The sequence below is a fragment of the Corynebacterium halotolerans genome (assembly GCF_050107895.1).
Lineage (GTDB): Bacteria > Actinomycetota > Actinomycetes > Mycobacteriales > Mycobacteriaceae > Corynebacterium > Corynebacterium halotolerans_B.
Genome location: NZ_JBNILW010000003.1, coordinates 63082 through 82574 on the forward strand (window position 1 = coordinate 63082; position 19493 = coordinate 82574).

Annotated in this window: 16 protein-coding genes; 8 read left to right on the forward strand and 8 right to left on the reverse strand. The window is 66.5% G+C overall.

Annotation, left to right across the window (positions count from 1 at the left end):
* Positions 1–45: 45 nt before the first annotated feature.
* The 3 genes from ACQCVD_RS04180 to ACQCVD_RS04190 all read left to right on the forward strand — a co-directional run bounded on the left by ACQCVD_RS04180 (position 46) and on the right by ACQCVD_RS04190 (position 4265).
* Complete coding sequence (locus ACQCVD_RS04180; protein WP_426822455.1) at positions 46–2394, forward strand: ATP-binding cassette domain-containing protein; 2349 nt, start codon at positions 46–48, stop codon at positions 2392–2394.
* A 79-nt stretch (positions 2395–2473) separates the two neighbouring features.
* Entirely contained in the window at positions 2474–3586 is a 1113-nt protein-coding gene (locus ACQCVD_RS04185) for a hypothetical protein (RefSeq protein WP_426822456.1), read from the forward strand.
* 55 nt (positions 3587–3641) lie between these two features.
* Positions 3642–4265: a superoxide dismutase family protein gene (locus ACQCVD_RS04190; protein WP_426822457.1), complete on the forward strand. Its 624-nt coding sequence runs from the start codon at positions 3642–3644 to the stop codon at positions 4263–4265.
* Here ACQCVD_RS04190 and ACQCVD_RS04195 read toward each other — a convergent pair.
* The 4 genes from ACQCVD_RS04195 to ACQCVD_RS04210 all read right to left on the reverse strand — a co-directional run bounded on the left by ACQCVD_RS04195 (position 4262) and on the right by ACQCVD_RS04210 (position 8897).
* Positions 4262–5944: an ABC-ATPase domain-containing protein gene (locus tag ACQCVD_RS04195; RefSeq protein ID WP_426822458.1), complete on the reverse strand. Its 1683-nt coding sequence runs from the start codon at positions 5942–5944 to the stop codon at positions 4262–4264. The genes ACQCVD_RS04190 and ACQCVD_RS04195 overlap by 4 nt on opposite strands.
* The gene (locus tag ACQCVD_RS04200) at positions 5941–6981 is read right to left on the reverse strand and encodes an FUSC family protein (protein WP_426822459.1); all 1041 of its coding nucleotides are present in this window, start codon (positions 6979–6981) and stop codon (positions 5941–5943) included. Before ACQCVD_RS04200 ends, ACQCVD_RS04195 begins: the two co-directional genes overlap by 4 nt.
* 75 nt (positions 6982–7056) lie before the next feature.
* Entirely contained in the window at positions 7057–8091 is a 1035-nt protein-coding gene (locus tag ACQCVD_RS04205; protein ID WP_426822460.1) for an FUSC family protein, read from the reverse strand.
* A 125-nt stretch (positions 8092–8216) separates the two neighbouring features.
* Positions 8217–8897: an SDR family oxidoreductase gene (locus ACQCVD_RS04210; protein WP_426822461.1), complete on the reverse strand. Its 681-nt coding sequence runs from the start codon at positions 8895–8897 to the stop codon at positions 8217–8219.
* 308 nt (positions 8898–9205) lie between these two features.
* On the opposite strand from ACQCVD_RS04210, the gene ACQCVD_RS04215 reads away from it, so the two are divergent.
* Positions 9206–10117 carry an alpha/beta hydrolase gene (locus ACQCVD_RS04215; protein WP_426822462.1) on the forward strand — a complete coding sequence of 304 codons (912 nt, stop codon included), beginning with the start codon at positions 9206–9208 and terminating at the stop codon, positions 10115–10117.
* Positions 10118–10177: 60 nt separating this feature from the next.
* Here the strand turns inward: ACQCVD_RS04215 and ACQCVD_RS04220 are convergent, their stop codons facing one another.
* Both ACQCVD_RS04220 and ACQCVD_RS04225 read right to left on the reverse strand, forming a co-directional pair.
* Entirely contained in the window at positions 10178–10702 is a 525-nt protein-coding gene (locus ACQCVD_RS04220) for an O-acetyl-ADP-ribose deacetylase (RefSeq protein WP_426822463.1), read from the reverse strand.
* A gap of 50 nt (positions 10703–10752) precedes the next feature.
* Complete coding sequence (locus tag ACQCVD_RS04225; protein ID WP_426822464.1) at positions 10753–12228, reverse strand: MDR family MFS transporter; 1476 nt, start codon at positions 12226–12228, stop codon at positions 10753–10755.
* Positions 12229–12413: 185 nt separating this feature from the next.
* On the opposite strand from ACQCVD_RS04225, the gene ACQCVD_RS04230 reads away from it, so the two are divergent.
* Genes ACQCVD_RS04230 through ACQCVD_RS04240 form a run of 3 tightly spaced genes read left to right on the forward strand, consistent with a single transcriptional unit; the run spans position 12414 to position 13827 of the window.
* Positions 12414–13025, forward strand: coding sequence for a TetR family transcriptional regulator (locus tag ACQCVD_RS04230; protein WP_426822465.1), 612 nt, complete (start codon positions 12414–12416; stop codon positions 13023–13025).
* 52 nt (positions 13026–13077) lie between these two features.
* Positions 13078–13296 (forward strand): DUF2945 domain-containing protein, encoded by a 219-nt coding sequence (locus ACQCVD_RS04235; protein WP_426822466.1) that lies wholly within the window; start codon positions 13078–13080, stop codon positions 13294–13296.
* Positions 13297–13299: 3 nt separating this feature from the next.
* Positions 13300–13827, forward strand: coding sequence for a DUF488 family protein (locus tag ACQCVD_RS04240; RefSeq protein ID WP_426822467.1), 528 nt, complete (start codon positions 13300–13302; stop codon positions 13825–13827).
* 4 nt (positions 13828–13831) lie between these two features.
* Here ACQCVD_RS04240 and ACQCVD_RS04245 read toward each other — a convergent pair whose 3' ends face one another.
* Positions 13832–16984: a beta-phosphoglucomutase family hydrolase gene (locus tag ACQCVD_RS04245; protein WP_426822468.1), complete on the reverse strand. Its 3153-nt coding sequence runs from the start codon at positions 16982–16984 to the stop codon at positions 13832–13834.
* A gap of 685 nt (positions 16985–17669) precedes the next feature.
* On the opposite strand from ACQCVD_RS04245, the gene ACQCVD_RS04250 reads away from it, so the two are divergent.
* Positions 17670–18554 (forward strand): macrolide 2'-phosphotransferase, encoded by an 885-nt coding sequence (locus ACQCVD_RS04250; RefSeq protein ID WP_426822469.1) that lies wholly within the window; start codon positions 17670–17672, stop codon positions 18552–18554.
* Positions 18555–18557: 3 nt separating this feature from the next.
* Here ACQCVD_RS04250 and ACQCVD_RS04255 read toward each other — a convergent pair whose 3' ends face one another.
* Complete coding sequence (locus tag ACQCVD_RS04255; protein ID WP_426822470.1) at positions 18558–19469, reverse strand: quinone oxidoreductase family protein; 912 nt, start codon at positions 19467–19469, stop codon at positions 18558–18560.
* Between the last annotated feature and the right edge of the window lie 24 nt (positions 19470–19493).

Sequence of the window (19493 nt, forward strand, 5' to 3'; positions counted from 1 at the left end):
AGACTGAGGCCTTCCCCGCCACCGTCCATCGCAGGAGCGTTCCTCATGTCTGCCACCTCCGACCATCATGACGCCATCCGCATCCACGGGGCCCGCGAAAATAACCTCCAAAGCGTTGATGTCACGATCCCGAAACGCCGGTTGACGGTGTTTACCGGGGTCTCCGGATCCGGAAAATCCTCCCTGGTCTTCGGCACTATCGCCGCCGAGTCCCAGCGGCTGATCAACGAGACCTACTCCACCTTCGTCCAGGGTTTCATGCCCAGCCTGCCTCGGCCGGACGTCGACGTGCTGTCCGGCATCACCACGGCGATCATCGTGGATCAGGAACCGATGGGCGCCAATCCGCGCTCCACCGTGGGCACGGCCACCGACGCCACGGCCATGTTGCGGGTGCTGTTCTCCCGGGTCGCGGAACCCAGCGCGGGTGGCCCGGGTGCCTATTCCTTCAACGTCCCCAGCGTATCGGCCGCCGGAGCCATCACGGTGGAGAACCGGAAGGGTGCGAAACGGGAGAAGACCATCTTCAAGCGCACCGGCGGAATGTGCCCGAACTGTGAGGGCATGGGTCGGGTCTCCGACATCAGACTCGGGGAACTCTACGATGAGAACCTCTCCCTGCACGGTGGTGCGCTGAAGGTGCCCGGCTACAAGACCGGCGGTTGGGCCTACCGCCTCTACTCAGATTCCGGTCTCTATGACCCGGATAAGCCGATCAAGGACTTCACCGGGCAGGAACTGCAGGATTTCCTGTACAAGGAACCGACGCGGATGAAGATCGGCGGGATCAACCAGACCTATGAGGGACTGGTTCCCCGTCTTCAACGTTCCATGCTCAGCAAGGACCGCGACCAGATGCAGAAGTCCATCGGTGAGTTCGTGGACCGGGCGGTGACCTTCATCGCCTGCCCCGAGTGCGGCGGAACCCGGTTGGCCCGGCACGCGTTGGACTCGAGGATCAACGGCAAGAACATCGCCGATCTGTGTGCGATGGAGATCAAGGATCTGGCCGAGTGGGTCAAGGGACTGGAGGCTCCTACTATCGCGCCGCTGATCACAGCATTGCGCGAGACCCTCAATTCCTTCGTGACGATCGGGCTCGGCTACCTGCAGCTGGACCGTCCCGCCGGCTCACTGTCCGGCGGCGAGGCCCAGCGCACCAAGATGATCCGCCACCTGGGCTCCCCGCTGACGGACGTCACCTACATCTTCGACGAGCCGACCGCCGGGCTGCACCCCCACGACATCGAGCGGATGAACCAGCTGCTCAAGGAGCTGCGTGACAAGTCCAACACCGTGCTTGTGGTCGAACACAAACCGGAGACCATCGCCATCGCCGACCACGTGATCGACCTGGGCCCCGGTGCCGGCCGGGACGGCGGTCAGATCCAGTTCACCGGCACCGTCGCCGAGCTACGCGGCTCCGGCACCGTGACCGGCCGCCACTTCGATGACAGGACCCGTCTCAAGGACACGCTGCGCACCCCCACCGGAACACTCGAGGTGCGCGGGGCGCGCCGCAACAACCTCGCGGACGTGGACGTCGACATCCCGCTCGGCGTGCTCACCGCCGTCACCGGTGTGGCGGGCTCCGGCAAGTCCTCGCTCATGTCGCAGGTGCCGAGGTCGGAGACCACCGTCTTCGTGGACCAGTCGGCGATCAAGGGCTCCCGGCGTTCGAATCCGGCCACCTACACCGGGGCGCTGGAACCGATCCGCAAGGCCTTCGCCAAGACCTACGACGTTAAACCGGGACTGTTCTCCCCGAACTCGGAGGGCGCCTGCCCGCATTGCAAGGGCGCGGGCGTGGTCTACCTGGATCTGGGCATGATGGCCGGGGTGTCCACCACGTGCGAGGTGTGCGAGGGCAAGCGTTTCGAGGAATCGGTGCTGGACTACCACTTCGGTGGCAGGGACATCTCGCAGGTGCTCCAGATGCCGGCAGCCGAGGCCGCGGAATTCTTCGCCGCGACGGATTCCCGGGTCCCCGCCGCGGCGAAGATCCTGCGGCGGCTGGTCGACGTCGGACTGGGCTACATCACACTCGGCCAGCCGCTGACCACCCTGTCCGGTGGCGAACGGCAGCGACTGAAGCTGGCCAGCCACCTGGCGGAGAAGGCGGACCTGTTCATCCTGGATGAGCCGACCACCGGTCTGCACCTGGCGGACGTGGAGAACCTCCTGGGACTGCTGGACCGGCTGGTCGATGCGGGCAAGTCCGTGATCGTCATCGAGCACCACCTGGCGGTGCTGGCGCACGCCGACCACGTGATCGACCTGGGGCCGGGCGCCGGCTCCGAGGGCGGCCACATCGTCTTCGAGGGCACCCCGGCGGATCTGATGTCCTGCGCCGACAGCGTGACCGGACGCTACCTGGCCGATTACATCGCCTGATCGGCCCGCCGATCGGAACATTCCGACGGAGAGGCCATTGCTAGACTGCCCTGATAGTTGACCGTCAAGGAGCCGTGACATGCCGTTTACCCCGTATCCCCTCCCTGCCCGGGGGGCCGGAAGTGCGCGCCAGATCCCGGTGGAGGGCACCAACCAGGCGATTCTGTTCTCGCACCTGCACGATCGGGCGCTGCGCGCCGACGGCGTCGAGGTACCCGTCACTCTCCTGCCCGATCCGCGGGGCCGCGGTTTCAAGGTCAAATGGGACTACGGCGTCATCGGCACCCTGCCGGAGCAGTTCAAGGAGGACTACCCCCAGCTGGAACGGGTGACCGGTTCCCGGTTGACGCCCGAGGTCACCGCCCTGGTGCAGGTCAACCGGGAGCGCGGCGGGCTGAGCGTGGACGTGCTACTGCCCGAGCCGCAGTGGACGGTCCCGGTCAATGATCCGCCGGAGGGTGCCTGGACGCTGCTGCCGCCGGGAGCCGCGGCCCAGGTGGATCTGTCGGCCGGGGTCGACATACCCGCTGATGAGTTGGCCACCTATTACCAGGCCCAGTTGCTGGTGGAACTGGCGCTGGTCAACGAGCACGTCACCGTCAGTTTCCGGGAGCGGGTACTGGGGGTGCTCAACGAGGACGACTCCGCCGCACTGGCCGATGCCTTGAATCACTTCTCCCAGCTCGGCCTGGGCTGTGTGAGCCGGGCGTTCCTGAACGGTGACACGGTGACCGTGGAATGCGCCCGTACCGAAGAGCTTGACGACGCCGCCCTGGAACCCGTGATCTCCCCGCTGCCGGCCCTGCTCATTCCCGCCTTTGAGGAACCGGAACCGGACGGGGGCGGCGTGGTCGAAAACGACGACGGCTCCTGGCTGATCTCGATCTCCTCCGAGAGTTTCGAGGCGATCACCCCGGAAAAGCTCGAGGAGCACAGGCAGCGCCGGAAGATCAGTTCTCCGGTCATGCCCGAGCGCCCGGCCCCGGCCACCGAGATCATGCCCATCATCGACCTGCCCGACGAGGAGCCGGTGCAGGGCATCGCCCCGGGCGGGCCGGCGGTCACGGTGGCTCCGCGAGAGGAGCCGGAGGCGGCGGACACCACCGGAGGAGGTCGCTGGACCTGGCTCATCATCGCGGCGGCCGTGATCATCGTGGTGGTGCTGGTCTGGCTGATGCTGAGCGGCGGCTGACGCCCCCGGCGGGATTTTTAGGTAACGTCGGTCACACCCGACGGAAAGGAATGCCATGTCTGTTCGACTGACCTCCCGCACCCGACTGACCACCGCACTGTTGGCTGCTCCCCTGCTACTGGCGCTCGGTGCCTGCGCGGAGGGCACTGAGTCCGCGGAAACCGAGACGACCACCTCAGGCGACCAGGAGACCGTCGCGGATGATGCCGCCGGCGGTTCCGCCGACGCCACCGCCGACCTCACTGACACCGAGGGCAACTCCCTCGGCACCGTCAACTTCACGGAAGCCGACGGAATGCTCACGATCCAGACGGAGCTCAGCGATCTGGAGCCGGGCTTCCACGGCTTCCACATTCACGAGACCGGTGCCTGCGAGCCGGACTTCGCTGCCGCCGGCAGTCACCTGGACACCGGTGACACGGATCATCCGGACCACGCCGGGGACCTCCCCTCCCTGCTGGTGATGGAGGATGGTTCGGCCAGTCTGCAGTTCGCCACGGACCGGCTGAGCCTGGCCGACCTCGACGATGAGGACGGCGCGGCCGTGATCGTCCACAGCGACGCCGACAACTACGCTAATATCCCGGACCGCTATGCCCCGGAAGGCGCGGATGAGGACACCACCTCCGCCGGAGACTCCGGCGACCGGGTGGCCTGCGGCACGGTCAACGTCGGTTAGCTGAGCCCCAGGCCGCGGTAGCGGTTGAGGGCGGCGGCAACCTCCTGGCGCCGCGGCAGGGTGTAGAGCCCGGGATGGCCGCGGTGCGGGGATAGCGCGTCCACCCCGTGCTGTGCCACCCGGTCAAAGAGCCGGTCCACCAGGCTGGTGAGATCGCTCCGGTCATCGGCGAGTTCCGCGATGCGGTCCAGCGCCTTGGCCACCGCCGTCAGCTGTCCGGGGTCCACCAGCTGGGACAATGCGGACAGCTCGATCGTCTGTCCCCGGCCGTAGAGCACCGTGGTGCCCCCTTTCGCCTTGGCCGGTTTGGTCTTGGAACGGGGATTCAGGCTGGACCGGGAGGGCGCCCGCTCCGCGGGGCGGAAATGTGGCGGGGCCACCGAGGCCGGGGCGACGGGCAGCCGCTCGGCGATCTCCCGGGCCTGCGCGGTGACCTCGGTGGGAACATAGGAATCCAGCGCGATGATCTGGTCAGCCACGTCGAAGAAGGCCCCCGAGCCACCCGCGACGAGGAGTGTGGACACCCCCAGCTGCCGGTAGAGCGGACGGACCCGATCGACGAAGGGGGTGATCGGCTCCCGGTCCCCCGGAATCAGGGCGCGCATGCGTTCGTCCCGGATCATGAAATTGGTGGCTGAGGTGTCCTCGTCGATCAGCAGCAGGGATGTCCCGGTGGCCACGGCCTCCACGAGGTTGGCCGCCTGGGATGTGGAGCCGGAGGCGTTGGTGGTGCTGAAGCTGGTCGTGTCGGTGCCGGAAGGCAGACCGCTGATGAACGGCGAGATGTCGACCCCGGTGACCGCGCGGCCGTCCTCGGCGCGGATGCTCACGGCGTCGGCACGCGTGATCACCCATTCCCGGCCGTCCCCGGCGATGTGCGGGTACACCCCGTGTTCAATGGCGCGCAGCAGCGTTGATTTTCCGTGGTAGCCGCCGCCCACGATGACGGTGACTCCCTCCCCGACCCCCATGCCGGTGAGCTGCCGCCCCGAGGGCAACCGGAAGGTGGTGCGCATGCTCTCCGGGCTGCGGAAGGTGGTCGCCCGGGCCAGTGGCTGGTCCGAGTCACCGGACTTGCGCGGCAGTACGGCACCGTCGGCGACGAAGGCGACCAGGTGACGTTCCGCGAGCTGCCGGCGCAGCTCCACCTGATCCAGGTAGAGCTCGACATGCCGGCGCAGGGCCGCCTGATCCAGGTTCCGGTACCGCAGCGCGGTGTCGACGATCCCAGGCACCTGCCGGGTCAGCACCGTGTCCGCCTCGCGGCCCCTGACCCGCCGTCCGGCGGCGGGCAACGCCACGGTGAAGCGGGCCTCAAGGCCCTCGGTGGTGAAGGCGATGCTGGTGCGCGGCAGAACCTGCTGGCCGAGGTGGCCGATGCTGACCGGGGAATCAGGGCCGATCCGGCTGTGGAAGGCACGGGTCAGAAAGTCCCCGACCGCCACCCGCTTGTCTTCGGTGTCGGTCAGCTCGTCGGGAAAACCCGCGTCCGAGGTGTCCAGAACCGCGCGGACCAAGGACGGCGGGGCGTAGGGATCCACCTGGACCTGGTCGATCACCAGCCGGAATCCGGCGATCCGGTGGCTGCCCTTGAGTTGTTTATAGCCGCCGTAACCGCGGCCGTCGAGGGAACGGAGCCGATCAGACAGGGAGTGTGGTGGCATGGAAGTGGCGGTCATCCTTTCTTGGCTCGGTCTCGCCAGGCGGCGGCAACTTCATCGACGCCCACCGAGATATTACGCAGCGAGGTGATCAACGAGCCGTACAGGGGCCATTCCCGATCCGGCAGCTCCTCCGCGTGGGCCATGTCGCGCGCGAGTTTGTCCAGCCGGCCGGTGATCGGCTCCACATCGGCATCCGGGTGGGCGATGCGACGGCCGGCGTCGCGGGCGGTGGCCGCCCACTGTTCCCGGAAGTCCCGGTCCCACCGTGTGTCCGAATAGGATGCCCCTTCCAGAGTACGGGCGAGGTTGCGCAGATAAGCGATGCCTTCATCGACGCGGATGAGGATGTCCTCGTAGCTTTCGCCGACCGGCCGCTGGAGGAAACGGCGGGGATTCCGGCGGCGGCTCTCCCGGGCGAAATTCACTGCATCCCAGGTGCCGGCCAGATCCCGGCGCATCTTCTCGATCTCCTCGGTCCAGTGTTCGGCCTGATCGGTGTCCCAGGAGTCCGCGAACTCCCGACCCATGGTGTCCAGGATCTTTCCCATCCGGGCATTGAGTTCATCCACCAGCCCGGCAGCCTGCCGGTCCCGCAACGGCGGCAACACCAGCAGGTTGACTACCACTCCGATCACCACACCGAGACCGATCTCCAGCACCCGTTCAATGAGCAGCGAGGCATCCTGGTTGAAGCCCTGGGACAGCAGGAAGATCGCCGTGGTGGCGATTCCCGCCCCCTCCTGTCGGATCCACGGCAGCAGGGAGGCCACCATCCCCACCAGCATCGCGAGGGCATAGGTCCACAGGTCGACACCCAGGTACACCCCGATGGCGAAGGAAAGAACGACCCCGATCACGGAGGTGATCAGGGTCTGCAACCCACCCTTGATCGAACGGGTCACTGTGACGTGCACGGTCAGTAGAGCGGTCCATGGGGCCAGGAAGGGAAGCGCCGAATCGAGCACCTGCACTGAGATCCACCAGGCGAGAGTCGCGGCGAAGGCGGACTTCAGGACCTGTATCACTTCGGTGGTGAGAATTGATCTGCGCATGGAACCCCTCCCGGCTACGGCCGACGGTGACATCAGCGCCCACCATAGCGGCCCGTGGCTCCGGATCCCCTGCTTCTAGGTGTCGCGGACCTCCCGGGCGGAGGCGACGTCATCGACGATCACGGCGATCTGGCGCAGCCCGTTCAGCAGGGCACCATAGACCGGCCATCCGGTTTCCGGCATGTCTTCGTTGACGAGCATGTCCCGGGCCAGCCGGTCCAACCGATCTGAGATGGGTTCGACATCGGAGTCCGGGTGGGCGATGCGGTAGCCGGCGTCGCGGGCCGTCGCGGCCCACTGCTCACGGAAGTTGGCGTCCCAGATGCTGTCCGAATAGGAGGCCTGCTGCAGGGTGCGGGCGAGGTTGCGCAGATGCGCGACTCCTTCGTCCACTCGACCCAGGATGTTTTCATAGCTCTCCCCCTCCGCCCGGTGCAGCAGCCGTCGGGGGTTCCGCCGCCTACTCTCCTGGGCGAAGTTGACGGCGTCCCAGGTTTCCCGGAGGTCGCGGCGCATTGTCTCGATCTCCTCGCCCCATTCCTCCACCTGATCAGTATTCCAGGAATCCGCAAATTCCCGGCCCATCTGATCGAGGATCTTTCCCATCCGCTGATCGAGGTCGTCGACCAGGGCGGAGGCCTGTTTGTCCCGCAGCGGTGGCAGCAGAAGTATGTTGACCCCGATGCCGATCGCCACACCCAGCCCGATCTCGATGACCCGGTCAACCAGCAGTGGCGCCTCCTCGGTGAAGCCCGTGGAAAGGAGGAAGACCGCCGTGGTGGCAATCGCGATGCCCTCCCGCCGCAGGCCCGGGATCCGGGAGCCCAGCAGCCCGACGAACATCGCCAGCGCATAGGTCCAGATCTCCACGCCGAGATAGACGCCGATGACAAATGACATCACCACCCCGATGACAGAGGCGATCAAGGTTTGGGCGCCTCTGACCAGCGAGCTCGTCACGGTGGGTTGAATGGTCATCAAGGCCACCCAGGGAGCCAGGAAGGGCATCTGTGAATCGAAGAACGTGGTGGAGACCCACCACGCGCCGGTGGTCGCGATCACGGCCTTGACGATCTGCAGGAAATCCGTGGTGACTTCCGCTCTGCGCATGACCCCTCCGGCCCTCTGGTGACACTGGTATAGAAGACCCAGCCTAGCGCTAACTTCTTAGTAGACGGGAAACTTCATTTCTGACCAGAATTAAGAAAAGAGGTGGGTGTCCAACGGATTCGCCCCTAGTGCAGCGCCTCCGCGATCGGGGTCTGGCCGTCGTAGAAGTTGAACTTCTGGCCGATACCGGCCCCCTTGGCCACGGCGTGCACCATGACCTCCGCGACATTCTCGCGGGAGGTGTCGGTGTCATCCGGCTGAGCTCCGTCGATCTGCCCGCGTTCGTCGGCCACGGCCACCTTGCCGCTGGCCGGTTCCAGGGTCAGCATGCCGGGCCCCAGGATGGTGTAGTCCAGGTCGGTGTTGCGTAGGTGCTTGTCCGCGGTGGCCTTCGCCTTCACGTAGGGGTAGAAGGAATCCTCGGGATCCACCCGGGTCAGATCCTCTTCCGCGGTGGCGTAGGAGACCAGCACGTAACGTTTGACGCCAGCCTTCTGCGCCCCTTCCATCGACCGGACGGCGGCCTCATAATCCACCGCATTGGTACGGGCGGGATTGCCACCGCCGGCACCGGCAGAGAAGACGACCGCGGCGGCGCCACGGACCGCCTCGGCAAATTCATCGATGGTGGCGGTCTCCATGTCCAGAATGACCGGGGTACCGCCCACCCGCTCAATCTCGCTCTTCTGGTCCGGGTCGCGGATCACGTTGTCGACGTCGAATCCGGCTTCCTTGAACTTCGGGGTGGCCAGCAGTGCCACCTTGCCGTGTCCACCCAGGATGACCACGCGTTTGTTGTTCGCCATGCCGAAAACTCCTTAGTCTTAATGTTGTCTTCCGCCGACCGGAGCGGAGTCGCGGACGGCGGCTTCCATTCAGGTGCAACGAGCCCCCTTGCGCCACTATTCCTGGCGACGGGGCCGCCTCCACCTGCGTCCGAGCGTACCGACACCGAGCCATTCGCTCCGGGGCCGTGTGGTTGAACGTGGCCCCTGCGGCACGGACGACGTCGCCAGCGCATACGGGGGCAACGAAACTGCCGGTAGGATCGTCCTCCCCGAGAAGAACAAGACCCCCGCTGGTCCCCGAGGTCCCGAAGAAAGGTCTGCGCTCCATGCCCTTGCACTCAGAAATCGCCCGGATCGTCAGCCAGATTCCCCCGGCTGAGACCACCCCACCGGATCCGCGGATCCTGCGCGAGAGCGAGGCAGCGCAGGTTAGGCCCATGCCGGAGCGTCTCCCCGTGCACCACGTGGAAAACATCGATGCCGACAGTGTGCCGGTACGTGTCTACACCCCCGAGGAGGGGGACTCCTTCGGGGTGATCGTCTATTTCCACGGGGGCACGTTCTTCTCCGGCAGTCTGGACACACACGATGCCGTGGCCCGCCATCTGGCGGTGGCGTCCGGAATGAAGGTGGTGTCGGTCGGTTATCGACTGGCCCCGGAGCACCCCTACCCGGCGGGGCTGGATGACTGTTACCAGGCTGTGAAGTGGGTCGTCGACAACCGTGAGGATCTCAGCTGGAACGGTCGCGTCCTCGCCGTCGCAGGCGACGGCTCCGGCGGGAACTTCGCCGCGACGGTCACCGCCAGAGCGCACGACGAAGGTTTCGACCACATCACCCATCAGGTGCTGTACTATCCGTCGGTCGACCTGGACTTCGATCGGGAACGGTGGCCGTCCCTGTCAGAGAACGCCGAGGGCTACGGTCTGGAATACAACGGGTTGCAGCCCTTCAACTCCCATTACCTGGACTCCGGCGCTGACCCGGCCGACCCGCTGGTCTCCCCCATCAAACGGGGAGATTTCTCCGGCCTACCTAAGGCACTGGTGATTACCGCCGGTTATGATCCGCTGCGCGACGAGGGCGAGGCCTACGCTGAAAAGCTCCGGGACGCCGGCGTACCCACCACGCTGCACCGCTACAGCTCCGCCAACCACGGCTTCGTGGCCAACTTCTTCTGGCTCCCGGAGTTCCAGGAGGTCTTCCACGAGACCGCCGAGTTCCTGAACACCCGCTAGCCCCCAAAACGGGGTCATGAGCAAATTACCGGGTCCCGGCGGACAAAAACCTCCGTCTCATCAAAGACCGCTCCGCAGCGCAGCACGGAACGCCCGTTCGGCGTCCTCACCGAAGGGGACGAACAGTACCTCAGTGACGTCGTCCCCCACTTCGGCCCGCATCCCCTCGACGGTCTCCACGGCGATGCGGGCAGCGTCGTCCAGCGGCCACCCGTACACCCCGGCCGAGATCGCGGGGAAGGCGACGGTCCCGGCGCCGACCCGGACCGCCTGACGGAGGGACTCGCGGTAACACGACGCGAGTATCTCCGAACGGTCCTCCGCCCTGGAATGCACCGGGCCGACGGTGTGGATGACCCAGCGCGCGGGCAGCTCTCCCGCAGTGGTGACCACCGCCTGTCCCGCGGGCAGGCCGTCCGGCAGTCCCTCCCGGATCCGGCGGCACTCCGCCAGAATCTCCGGCCCACCGGCCGAATGGATGGCGCCGTCGACACCGCCGCCGCCCAGCAGCGACGAGTTCGCCGCATTGACCACGGCATCCACGTCGAGTTTCGTGATGTCACCCGGTCTGATCGTGAGCTTCATGGCCCCATGTTAAACGGTTGGAACGCCGAAGCCGGGCGGTGCCGTCCGGATCAGGCGTGCCCCGCCTCGTGCTGGTCTTCCGCCACTTTGGTCACGAAGGGGCTGGCCAACAGGGCGACCACGCCCACGAATCCGGCGATCAGGAACGCGGTGTGCGTGCCGTGGGCGGTGGCCACCTCGACCGATTCGCCGGCCGCCACGCCGACGTTCGTGCCGTGGGACAACGCCACGATCAGCAGGGCGGTGCCGGTGGCGCCGGCCAACTGCTGCAGGGTGTTCAGGGCCGCGGAACCGTGGCCGTAGAGCCGGGCGGGCAGCGAGCCGAGAGCGGTGGTCATCAACGGGGTGATGATCAGCGCCAGGCCGATGGAGAAGACGACATGCATGGCAATCATCTGTGTCTCGGTGGAGTTCTCGTCCAGGGTGGACATCCAGAACAACGCGCCCGTCAGAATCGTCATGCCGGGAACCAGCAGCGGGCGGGGGCCCACCCGGTCATAGATCCGCCCGACGAAGGGTGAGATCAAGGCGTTGATCAGGCCACCGGGCAGCAACAGCAGGCCGGTGATCAGGGCCGTGGCACCCATCGAGGTCTGCAGGTAGATCGGCAGAATGGTCACCGATCCCAGCAGCGCCCCGAAGGTGACCAGCAGTACGGCCATGGCGACCGTGAAGTTGCGGATCTTGAACACGGCCAGGTCCAGCAGGGCGGCACCGCGCTTGGACAGGTGGGTCTGCCGCACCGCGAAAATGATCAACGCGAGCAGACCGGCCACACCGATGGCGAGAGTGATCCAGCGCTCGGCACCCTCTCCCTCGATGATCACGCTCAGCGAGGACAACGCATAGATCAGACCGCCGAAGGCGATGGCCGAGACGATGACGGACAAGATGTCGAGCGGGGTGGCCTCGGTCTCGCCGACGTTCTTCAGGTAGCGCAGGCCGACGAGCAGCGTGACCAAGATCAGCGGCACCATGACCCAGAACAACCAGTGCCAGGTCAGCGCGTTCAGGATAAAGCCCGAAGCGGTGGGCCCCAGGGCCGGGGCCACGGCCATCACGATCGAGATCAATCCCATGACGGTGCCGCGGCGCTGTGGCGGCACCACGGTCATGGCCACGGTCATCAGCAGCGGCATGATCAGCGCGGTGCCGGTCGCCTGCAGGATGCGACCGACCAGCAGCACCGGGAAGACCGGGGCCAGGGCGGCCACGACCGTACCCGCCAGAAACACCGCCTGGGCCGCGAGAAAGATGGCCCGGGTGGTGAAGCGCTGCAGGAGGAAACCGGTCGTCGGGATGACGATTGCCATGGTGAGCATGAAACCGGTGGTCAACCACTGTGCGGTGGTGGCGGGGACTCCGAAGTCCGTCATGATCGAGGGCAACGCCACCGACAGGATGGTCTCATTGAGGATCATCACCATCGCGGAGAAGACCAACACCACGAGGGCGATCTTCACCTCTCGGGGGAGGGCGACTTCATTCGCACGGCTGGCCGCCGGCGCAGGATCAGGATGAGTCAAAACTACTCGCTTTCCGTTGAAAATATCAGCGCAATCAGGTGGGGCGGACCGCGTGCGGAAACGCACCGGAGCCGACAATGAAGATAAGTTTGTCAGTTAATGCCATTTTGACACTAACTGACAGAACAGCGATTATAGTGGTGTTCCCACCACATGCAACATCACCACCGAGGAGCCCGCTGTCCTTGTCCGATGACTCCGCTCTGACGCTTCGCGCCCGGCGCCGCCTGGAAACCGAAACGGCGATCCGCGACGCCGCACTCGAGCTGTTCCTCGAACAGGGGCCCCAGGAAACCACCGCCGACCAGATCGCTGCGCTGGCCGGGGTCTCCACCCGCACCTTCTTCCGCTACTTCGACACGAAGGAATCGGCGGCGCTGCCGGGACTGGGCTGGGTGCAGGATCGTTTCGAGGCGTCCGCGGCATCGATACATGGTGCCCGCGACGTCATCCCCGTGCTCAACCGGCTGTTTCTCGACGCCGTGACGGACCTGGAGGAGACGGAGTCCATCCGCACCCGGAAATTCTTCCGGCTCCTCAGCACTGATGCGGTGATGCGGGAGGCGGCCGGCGCACGCGACGCCTACCTGGAGCAGTGGCTGGTGCAGCGCCTCAGTGAGCTCCTGCCGGAAGAGGACGGGTTGGAACTGCGCCTTCTGGTGGCCGCGGGCGTCTCCCAGTCCCGTACCGTCTGGGCCTACTGGTACGAGCTCGACCAGGATGAGGACTCCGCCACGGTGACTCTCAGTCAGCTGTTCAGCCGGGCCAGCCAGATTCTGGCGCGCGGCATCCGCTGAACATCCGCACTAGGCTGGCGGATCCGAAGCAGGACAGTGAAGGAGGCATGACTTGTCGAAACATTTCTCCGTCGGTGACCACGTCAGCTGGAACTCCGAGGCCGGCCGGGTCAGCGGGCACATCACTAAGGTGCACACGAGTGATTTCACCTATAAGGGCCACAATCGCCGGGCCAGCGAGGATGAGCCGCAGTATGAGATCGAAAGCGACAAAACCGATCACATCGCCGCGCACAAGCACAGCGCCCTGACGCTGCTGAAGGACGATTGAGCCGTGCCGATCTACACCATCGGCCACTCCAACCACAGTCTCGAGGACTTCCTCGGCCTCCTCACCGAGGCGGGCGTCGAGGCGCTGGTGGACGTCCGCAAACTCGCGGGGTCCCGGAAATACCCGCACTTCAACGATGACGTGCTGGCCACCGAGCTACCCAGAAACGGCGTTTCCTACCGCCGCAGCGAGGGGTTGACGGGGCGTCGCACCGTATCCAGGACCGTGCCCTTCGAGGTCAACGGCAACTGGCGCAACCGCAGCTTCCACAACTACGCCGACCACGCCCTCTCCGAGGAGTTCGCGGTGTCCCTGCAGGAGCTCCGCGACGCCGCGCACCTGGAGGTCACCGCGGTGATGTGCTCGGAGGCGGTGTGGTGGCGGTGCCACCGCCGGATCATCGCCGATCACCTGCTGGCCGCCGGGGAGGACGTCCGCCACATCATGGGGCCGGGACAGACCCCGGCGGCGAAGTACAACGAGGGGGCCGTGGTCGGCGGAGACGGCAAGGTCCGCTACCCCGCGGGGTGAGCGGCTACAGCGCCACCTGCCACCGGTCACCCGGGTGGAGGGCCTGCTGCTCGTCCCGGACCTTCACCTCCACGGGCTGACCTGCATTGTCCGGTAGCTCGAGTGCGACGTGTCCGTGGGTGATCGTCACGTTGATGGGCTGACCCAGGTAGTGCAGCTGGAAGGAGGTGGACGGCAGGTCGTCCGGCAGCTGCGGATCAATGGACAGGTACCCGTCCCGCAGCTCCACGCCGCCGTAGTTGCGCAGCACCATGTCGACGGTTCCGGCCATGGCGCCCACGTGGATCCCCTCCGCGGTCGAACTACCCTGCTCGTCACTCAGATCGGCCTGCAGTGCCTGCTGGAACAGGGGCCAGGACTGGGCGCGGCCCGTGCTCGCCAGCACCCAGCCGTGCACGAACTGGCTCAGCGTGGAGCCGTCGCTGCTGCGGGCGCGGTAGAACTCGATGGTCCGGTGGATCATCTCATCCGTCAGTTCATAGCCCAGGCGGGCGAACACCTCCCGCAGTTCCTCCACCGAGAACACGTAGAACAGCATGAGCGTATCCGCCTGTTTAGACAGCCGGTACGCATTGGGACTATCACCCTCGTACTGGAGGATCAGATCCAGCCGGCTGATGTCGTCGTAGGTGCGCTGGTACTCCTCCCACGGGAACTCCCTGAGCTCCTCATACCCGGCGAACTGGCTGATCACCCCGTCCTCATGGAAAGGGATGCTGAGACGGCGGCTGATGTGCTCCCACCGGCTCAGCTCCTCATCCGGGAGGTCGAGCCATTCCCGCAGCGCCAGCGCATCCTCGGGATCGAGGGCGGTGAGAATCTGCGGCACCTTGGCCAACAGCCAGGCGGTCAGGACATTCGTGTAGGCGTTGTCCCGGAGCCCCTCCCCCGGGGCGTCCGGGTAGCCGTCGTGGTACTCGTCCGGTCCCATGACCCCGCTGATGCTGTAGCGGTCCTCGGCCGGGTCGTGTTCGGCGTTGCTCGCGAACAACCGGGCCACCTCCAGGATGACCTCCGCGCCGATGTCCCTGAGAAAGGCGACGTCCCCCGTGGCCTGGTGGTAGTGCCAGACGCTCGCGGCCACGGCGAGTCCCACGTGGTGCTGCCGGTGGGAGTTGTCCGGCATCCACTCCCCGTTCATGGGGTTGAGCAGGCGGTTCGGTGTCTCCTCCCGCCCATCGCTACCGCTCTGCCAGGGAAAGAGCGCCCCGCGCAGACCGATCTGCCGGGCCGCCGCCCGGGCCTCGCTCAGCCGCCGGTAGCGGTAGAGCAACAACGCGCGGCTCAGTGAGGGCTGGCGCAGGGTGAGGATCGGATAGAGGAAGAGCTCATCCCAGAAGATGTGCCCGCGGTAGCCTTCGCCATGCAGTCCCCGGGCAGGGACCCCGGCATCGAGGTCGGTGTCTACTGAGGCGATGGACTGCAGGGTGTGGAAGGTGTGCAGGTTCAGCGCCAGCGATTCCCCGCGTCCCGCCTCGATCCCGACGTGGAAGACCTCCCACAGCCGTTCCCACCGCGTCTGATGCGCCAGCCACAGCTCCCGGTAGTCCGCGGTCCGGGAGATCCGCTTGGCGACGTCGAGTCCCGGGGTCGACAGGGCCCGGTCCCGGGAAGTCGCCACCACCGCGGCCTTCTCCACCGTCAGGGGTTGGCCCGCGGCGACCTTAACGGTGAACTCCTGACCCACCAGCCGTTCGCCGTCCGCAGGCCGGACCGGTGCCGGCTGTGGGGACACCCGGGTCCTGGCGGCGAGGGCGATGGTCACCTCGGACTGCGTGGTCTGGGTCTCCAACAGCACCGTCTGCTCGTCCAGATGACGGCGGACCGGCGGGTGCAGGTGGCGGGTCTCCAGGTTGCGGTCATCGGCGACGTTGGTGTTGCGCACGTCCGCGTTGATGGCGGAGTGCACACGCACGCTCCCCTCCCAGTTCTCCGGTTCGAGAGTCAGCTGGAGAGCGGCCAGGTGCGGGTCCGACATCGACTGGAACTGCTCTGTGCTGATCCGGGTGATCCGGCCCGCAGCGTCGCGGTGGCGGACCCTACGGCGCAATACGCCGGAGCGCAGATCCAGTTCCTGCCGGTAGTCGAGCAGGTCACCGGTTCCGGGGTGCAGCAGCTCCCCGTCCGGCCCGGTGATCCGGAGAAAAGTCCAGTCCGGGGCGTTGATGAGGTGCTCGGTCTCCTGCGGGGTGCCGGGGGCGTGATTGCGCACCCGGTTGAACACCCCCGCCAGGTAGGTGCCCGGGTAGTGCTCCTCGCCGGCGGTGGTCCCCGGCAGCGCCCCGCGCGTCCCCCAGAAGCCGTTGGCCGTGGTACACAGCGCCTCCCGTGTCGCCTCTGATTCCGGTTCGAAGGTGTCAAAGGACAACACCCAGGGGCCCGGCCGATCGGTCTTGCCCACGTGCCATCCGGCGTGGAAATCCAGTTCGCCGACGTCGCTGAGCACCCGGTCAGCGCCGGCCTCCCAGAGCTCCGTGGCGTCGTCACCGCGGTCCACCCCGACCACGAGCCCGAACCCACCGTCGTGGGCGGCCTTCACCCCGGCCTGGGCGTCCTCCAGCACGATGCACTGCTCCGGGGCGACATCGAGACGCCGGGCCGCCTCCAGGAACATCGCCGGCTCCGGCTTCCCGGGGATGCCGAGTTCGCGAACGACGTTTCCGTCGACCCGCTCGTGGAAGCGGTCGAGGATCCCGGCACTGTCCAGGATCGGCCCGCTGTTCCGGCTGGAGGTGACCAACGCGATGGGGATCTCCTCCGCCCGCAGCCGCTCCAGCAGCCGGAGGGTGTCCGGGAACAACTCGACGCTGCTGTCCCGCAGCGCCTCATCGAAGAAGTCCTGCTTCCGTTTCGCCAGGCCATGCACCGTGAAGCTGCCGGGAGCGTCCTCCTCACCGCCTTCAGGCACCGGTACTCCCCGGGCCCGGAGGAATGTCCGCACCCCGTCCTCCCGGGTACGGCCATCGAGGTGGCGGCGGTAGTCCCGCCGCAGCTCGAAAGGAGCCTGATCCGGGGCTTCCACCGCCAGCGCCTCGTCGAAGAGGTTCTTCCAGGCGGTCATGTGGAGCAGGGCCGTGTCGGTGACCACTCCGTCCATGTCGAAGATCACCGCGGCCACACCGAGACCGTGGACTGTGGGGACGGACTGGGAAGGCACTGGCTGACTCCTTGCCGCACCGGCGGCTGCTCGGGAACATCGGGCACGAGAAACGATCTGACCGTCTCTTGTCTACCAGAACCCACGGGCCTGAGTGCTTGATGAGGACGACGGCGTCATCCGTTGAAGTGCGCCTCGCGCCTCTCCTCGCACCAGTCCCGGTAGAACAGGTCCGCTAGTTGGCGGGATCGTGCCGGTGTTCCCGGACCAGTTTCTGGAAACCCGAGATCAGGAGTGCCAGAACGGCGATACCAAGAAGCACACAAACCAGACACGCGATCACAATGAGCTCCACAGCGAACTTAACCTCCAGAAGGGGAAAAATGATTTTCCGCAGCATAACATCTCAGATACTGCTCGCTTGAGGGGGCAACGGAACAGTCGGCGGGGTTCTCGCGGAGATTGCCCGTCGGGAGAAAACCTGTGAATAGGATAGGTATATTCCAAGAAATAGCCCCACGCGGGCACAGGGAACAGCACTCATCCGCAGCTTAGCTCCCCCGGAAGTGATCAGCAGCGCCGGAAACCGAGGATGAGATTGTGCTCTCCCCCATGAACCAGATCGGGTCGTTCGCAGCGACCGCGGGGTGGAGCGGGCTTGACGGGGCATCTCATCTGCCGTGTCGGAGGGCGGCGACGGGAAGATCCACCCCGGTACGGCCACTCCCTCTGGCACCCTGGGGACATGAACACTGAAGCGATTCTCATCCTCGCTGAAAACCACGGACTGAACCTGGAACCGAGTTCCCTCAACGTCATCGAGATGGGCCTGGACTTCCGGGTCGTCATCGCCCGGAGCTCCACCGCCGAGGACTGGGTGCTGCGCATCCCGCGGTACCCGGCGGTGATGGACCGCGCTGTTGCGGAAGGGCACGTCCTGGCACTGGTCGCCGATCGGCTTTCCGCCGAGGTGCCGAACTGGCGGGTCCACACCGAACAGCTGATCGCCTACCCACTGCTGGCTGGGGAGCCCGGTCTGGAACTGGATGCGACCGGTGCCCCGGTATGGAATGTCGACGTCTCCTCCCCCGCGTACGCGGAGTCCCTCGGTGCCCTGCTGGCCGAACTCCACGCGGTTCCACCCGCCGAGGCCGCAACCACCGGCATTCCCATCCGTGACGCGGCACAGGCCCGGGAGGTCTGGCGCCGGGACATCGAGACGGTGGCCGTCGAGTTCACCGTGGCCGGGCACCTACTGGAGCGCTGGCGTGCCTGGCTGGCAGAGGACAGCTACTGGCCCACCCACACCGTGTTGACGCACGGGGAGATCTACGCCGGCCACACACTGGTCCGGGACGGGAGGGTCAGCGGGGTGCTGGACTGGACCACCGCCAGCGTCGGGGACCCCGGCAGGGATCTGATGTTCCAGCAGATGAGCGCCTCCGCGGAGGGCTTCGAGCGGATGTTGGAAAGCTATGAACGCGGCGGTGGCGTCACCTGGCCCCGCCTGCGCGAGCACTGCGCGGAGTTGGCCTCGGCTAACCCGGTCGGCTACGGCATTTACGCACTGGAAACCGGGGAGCAGACCCACCGGGCCGCCGCTGCGCAGGCGCTGAACCCCGGCGCGTAGTTCCTACCGTCCGCCGGTGACCACGACCTTGCCCTGCACATGGCCGTTCTCCACGAGGGCGACGGCGCTCGCGGCGTCGGCAAGCGGGTGGACGTGACTGATGGTGGCTTCCGCTTCCCCGGCAGCGAGAAGACGGGCGACCTCACCGTAGACTTCGCGGGTGCGCCGCCGTGTGACGCCGCCGCCACCAGCTTTACCCACGCGCTGGGGGTCGGCGACGCTGATCACCCGGTCGAGGTTCTCGACCAGCGTCATCCCCTCCACGAGGACCTCACCACCCACGAGATCGAACAGGGCGTCGGGACGTTCGGCCGCCTCGCGGACCCGTCCGGTCCAACCCGGGCCGGATTCCACATGTACCCCGCCGAGACCGGTGACAATGTCCTTCTTACCGGCCGAGGCCACGCCCACGATCTGCACCCCACGGGCCCGGGCCAGGGAGGTGATCGCGGTGCCGACACCGCCACCGGCGCCGATCACCACGAGCGTCTGCCCGCGGCTGAGGTCGAGGTGGTCAAGCACGTCCCAGGCGGTGCCGTAGGCGACGGGGATGCAGGCGGCGGCCAGGATATCGAGGCCGTCCGGGATCGGGGTGGTGGAGGCCGCATCCAGCAGCATCTGCTCACCGAAGCTGCCGTGACCGGCAGCGGCTGAGCCGAAGACCAGGTCTCCGGCGGCGACATGGTCCACGTCCCCGCCGAGGGCGAGCACGCGGCCGGCGGCTTCCCGCCCCATGGCCATGGGGAAGGTCACAGCGAAATCATTGGTGCCCTCGCGCGTGCTCAGATCACCGGGGTTGACGGTGGTGGCGAGCATCTCCACCAGCACCTGCCCGGGGCCCGGCGCGGGCTCGGGGGCGTCGAGGAGCGAGGTGACCTCGGGGCCACCGTGGGACGTGAAACCGAAGATCTGCATGACCCCGAGCCTAGCCACGCGGCG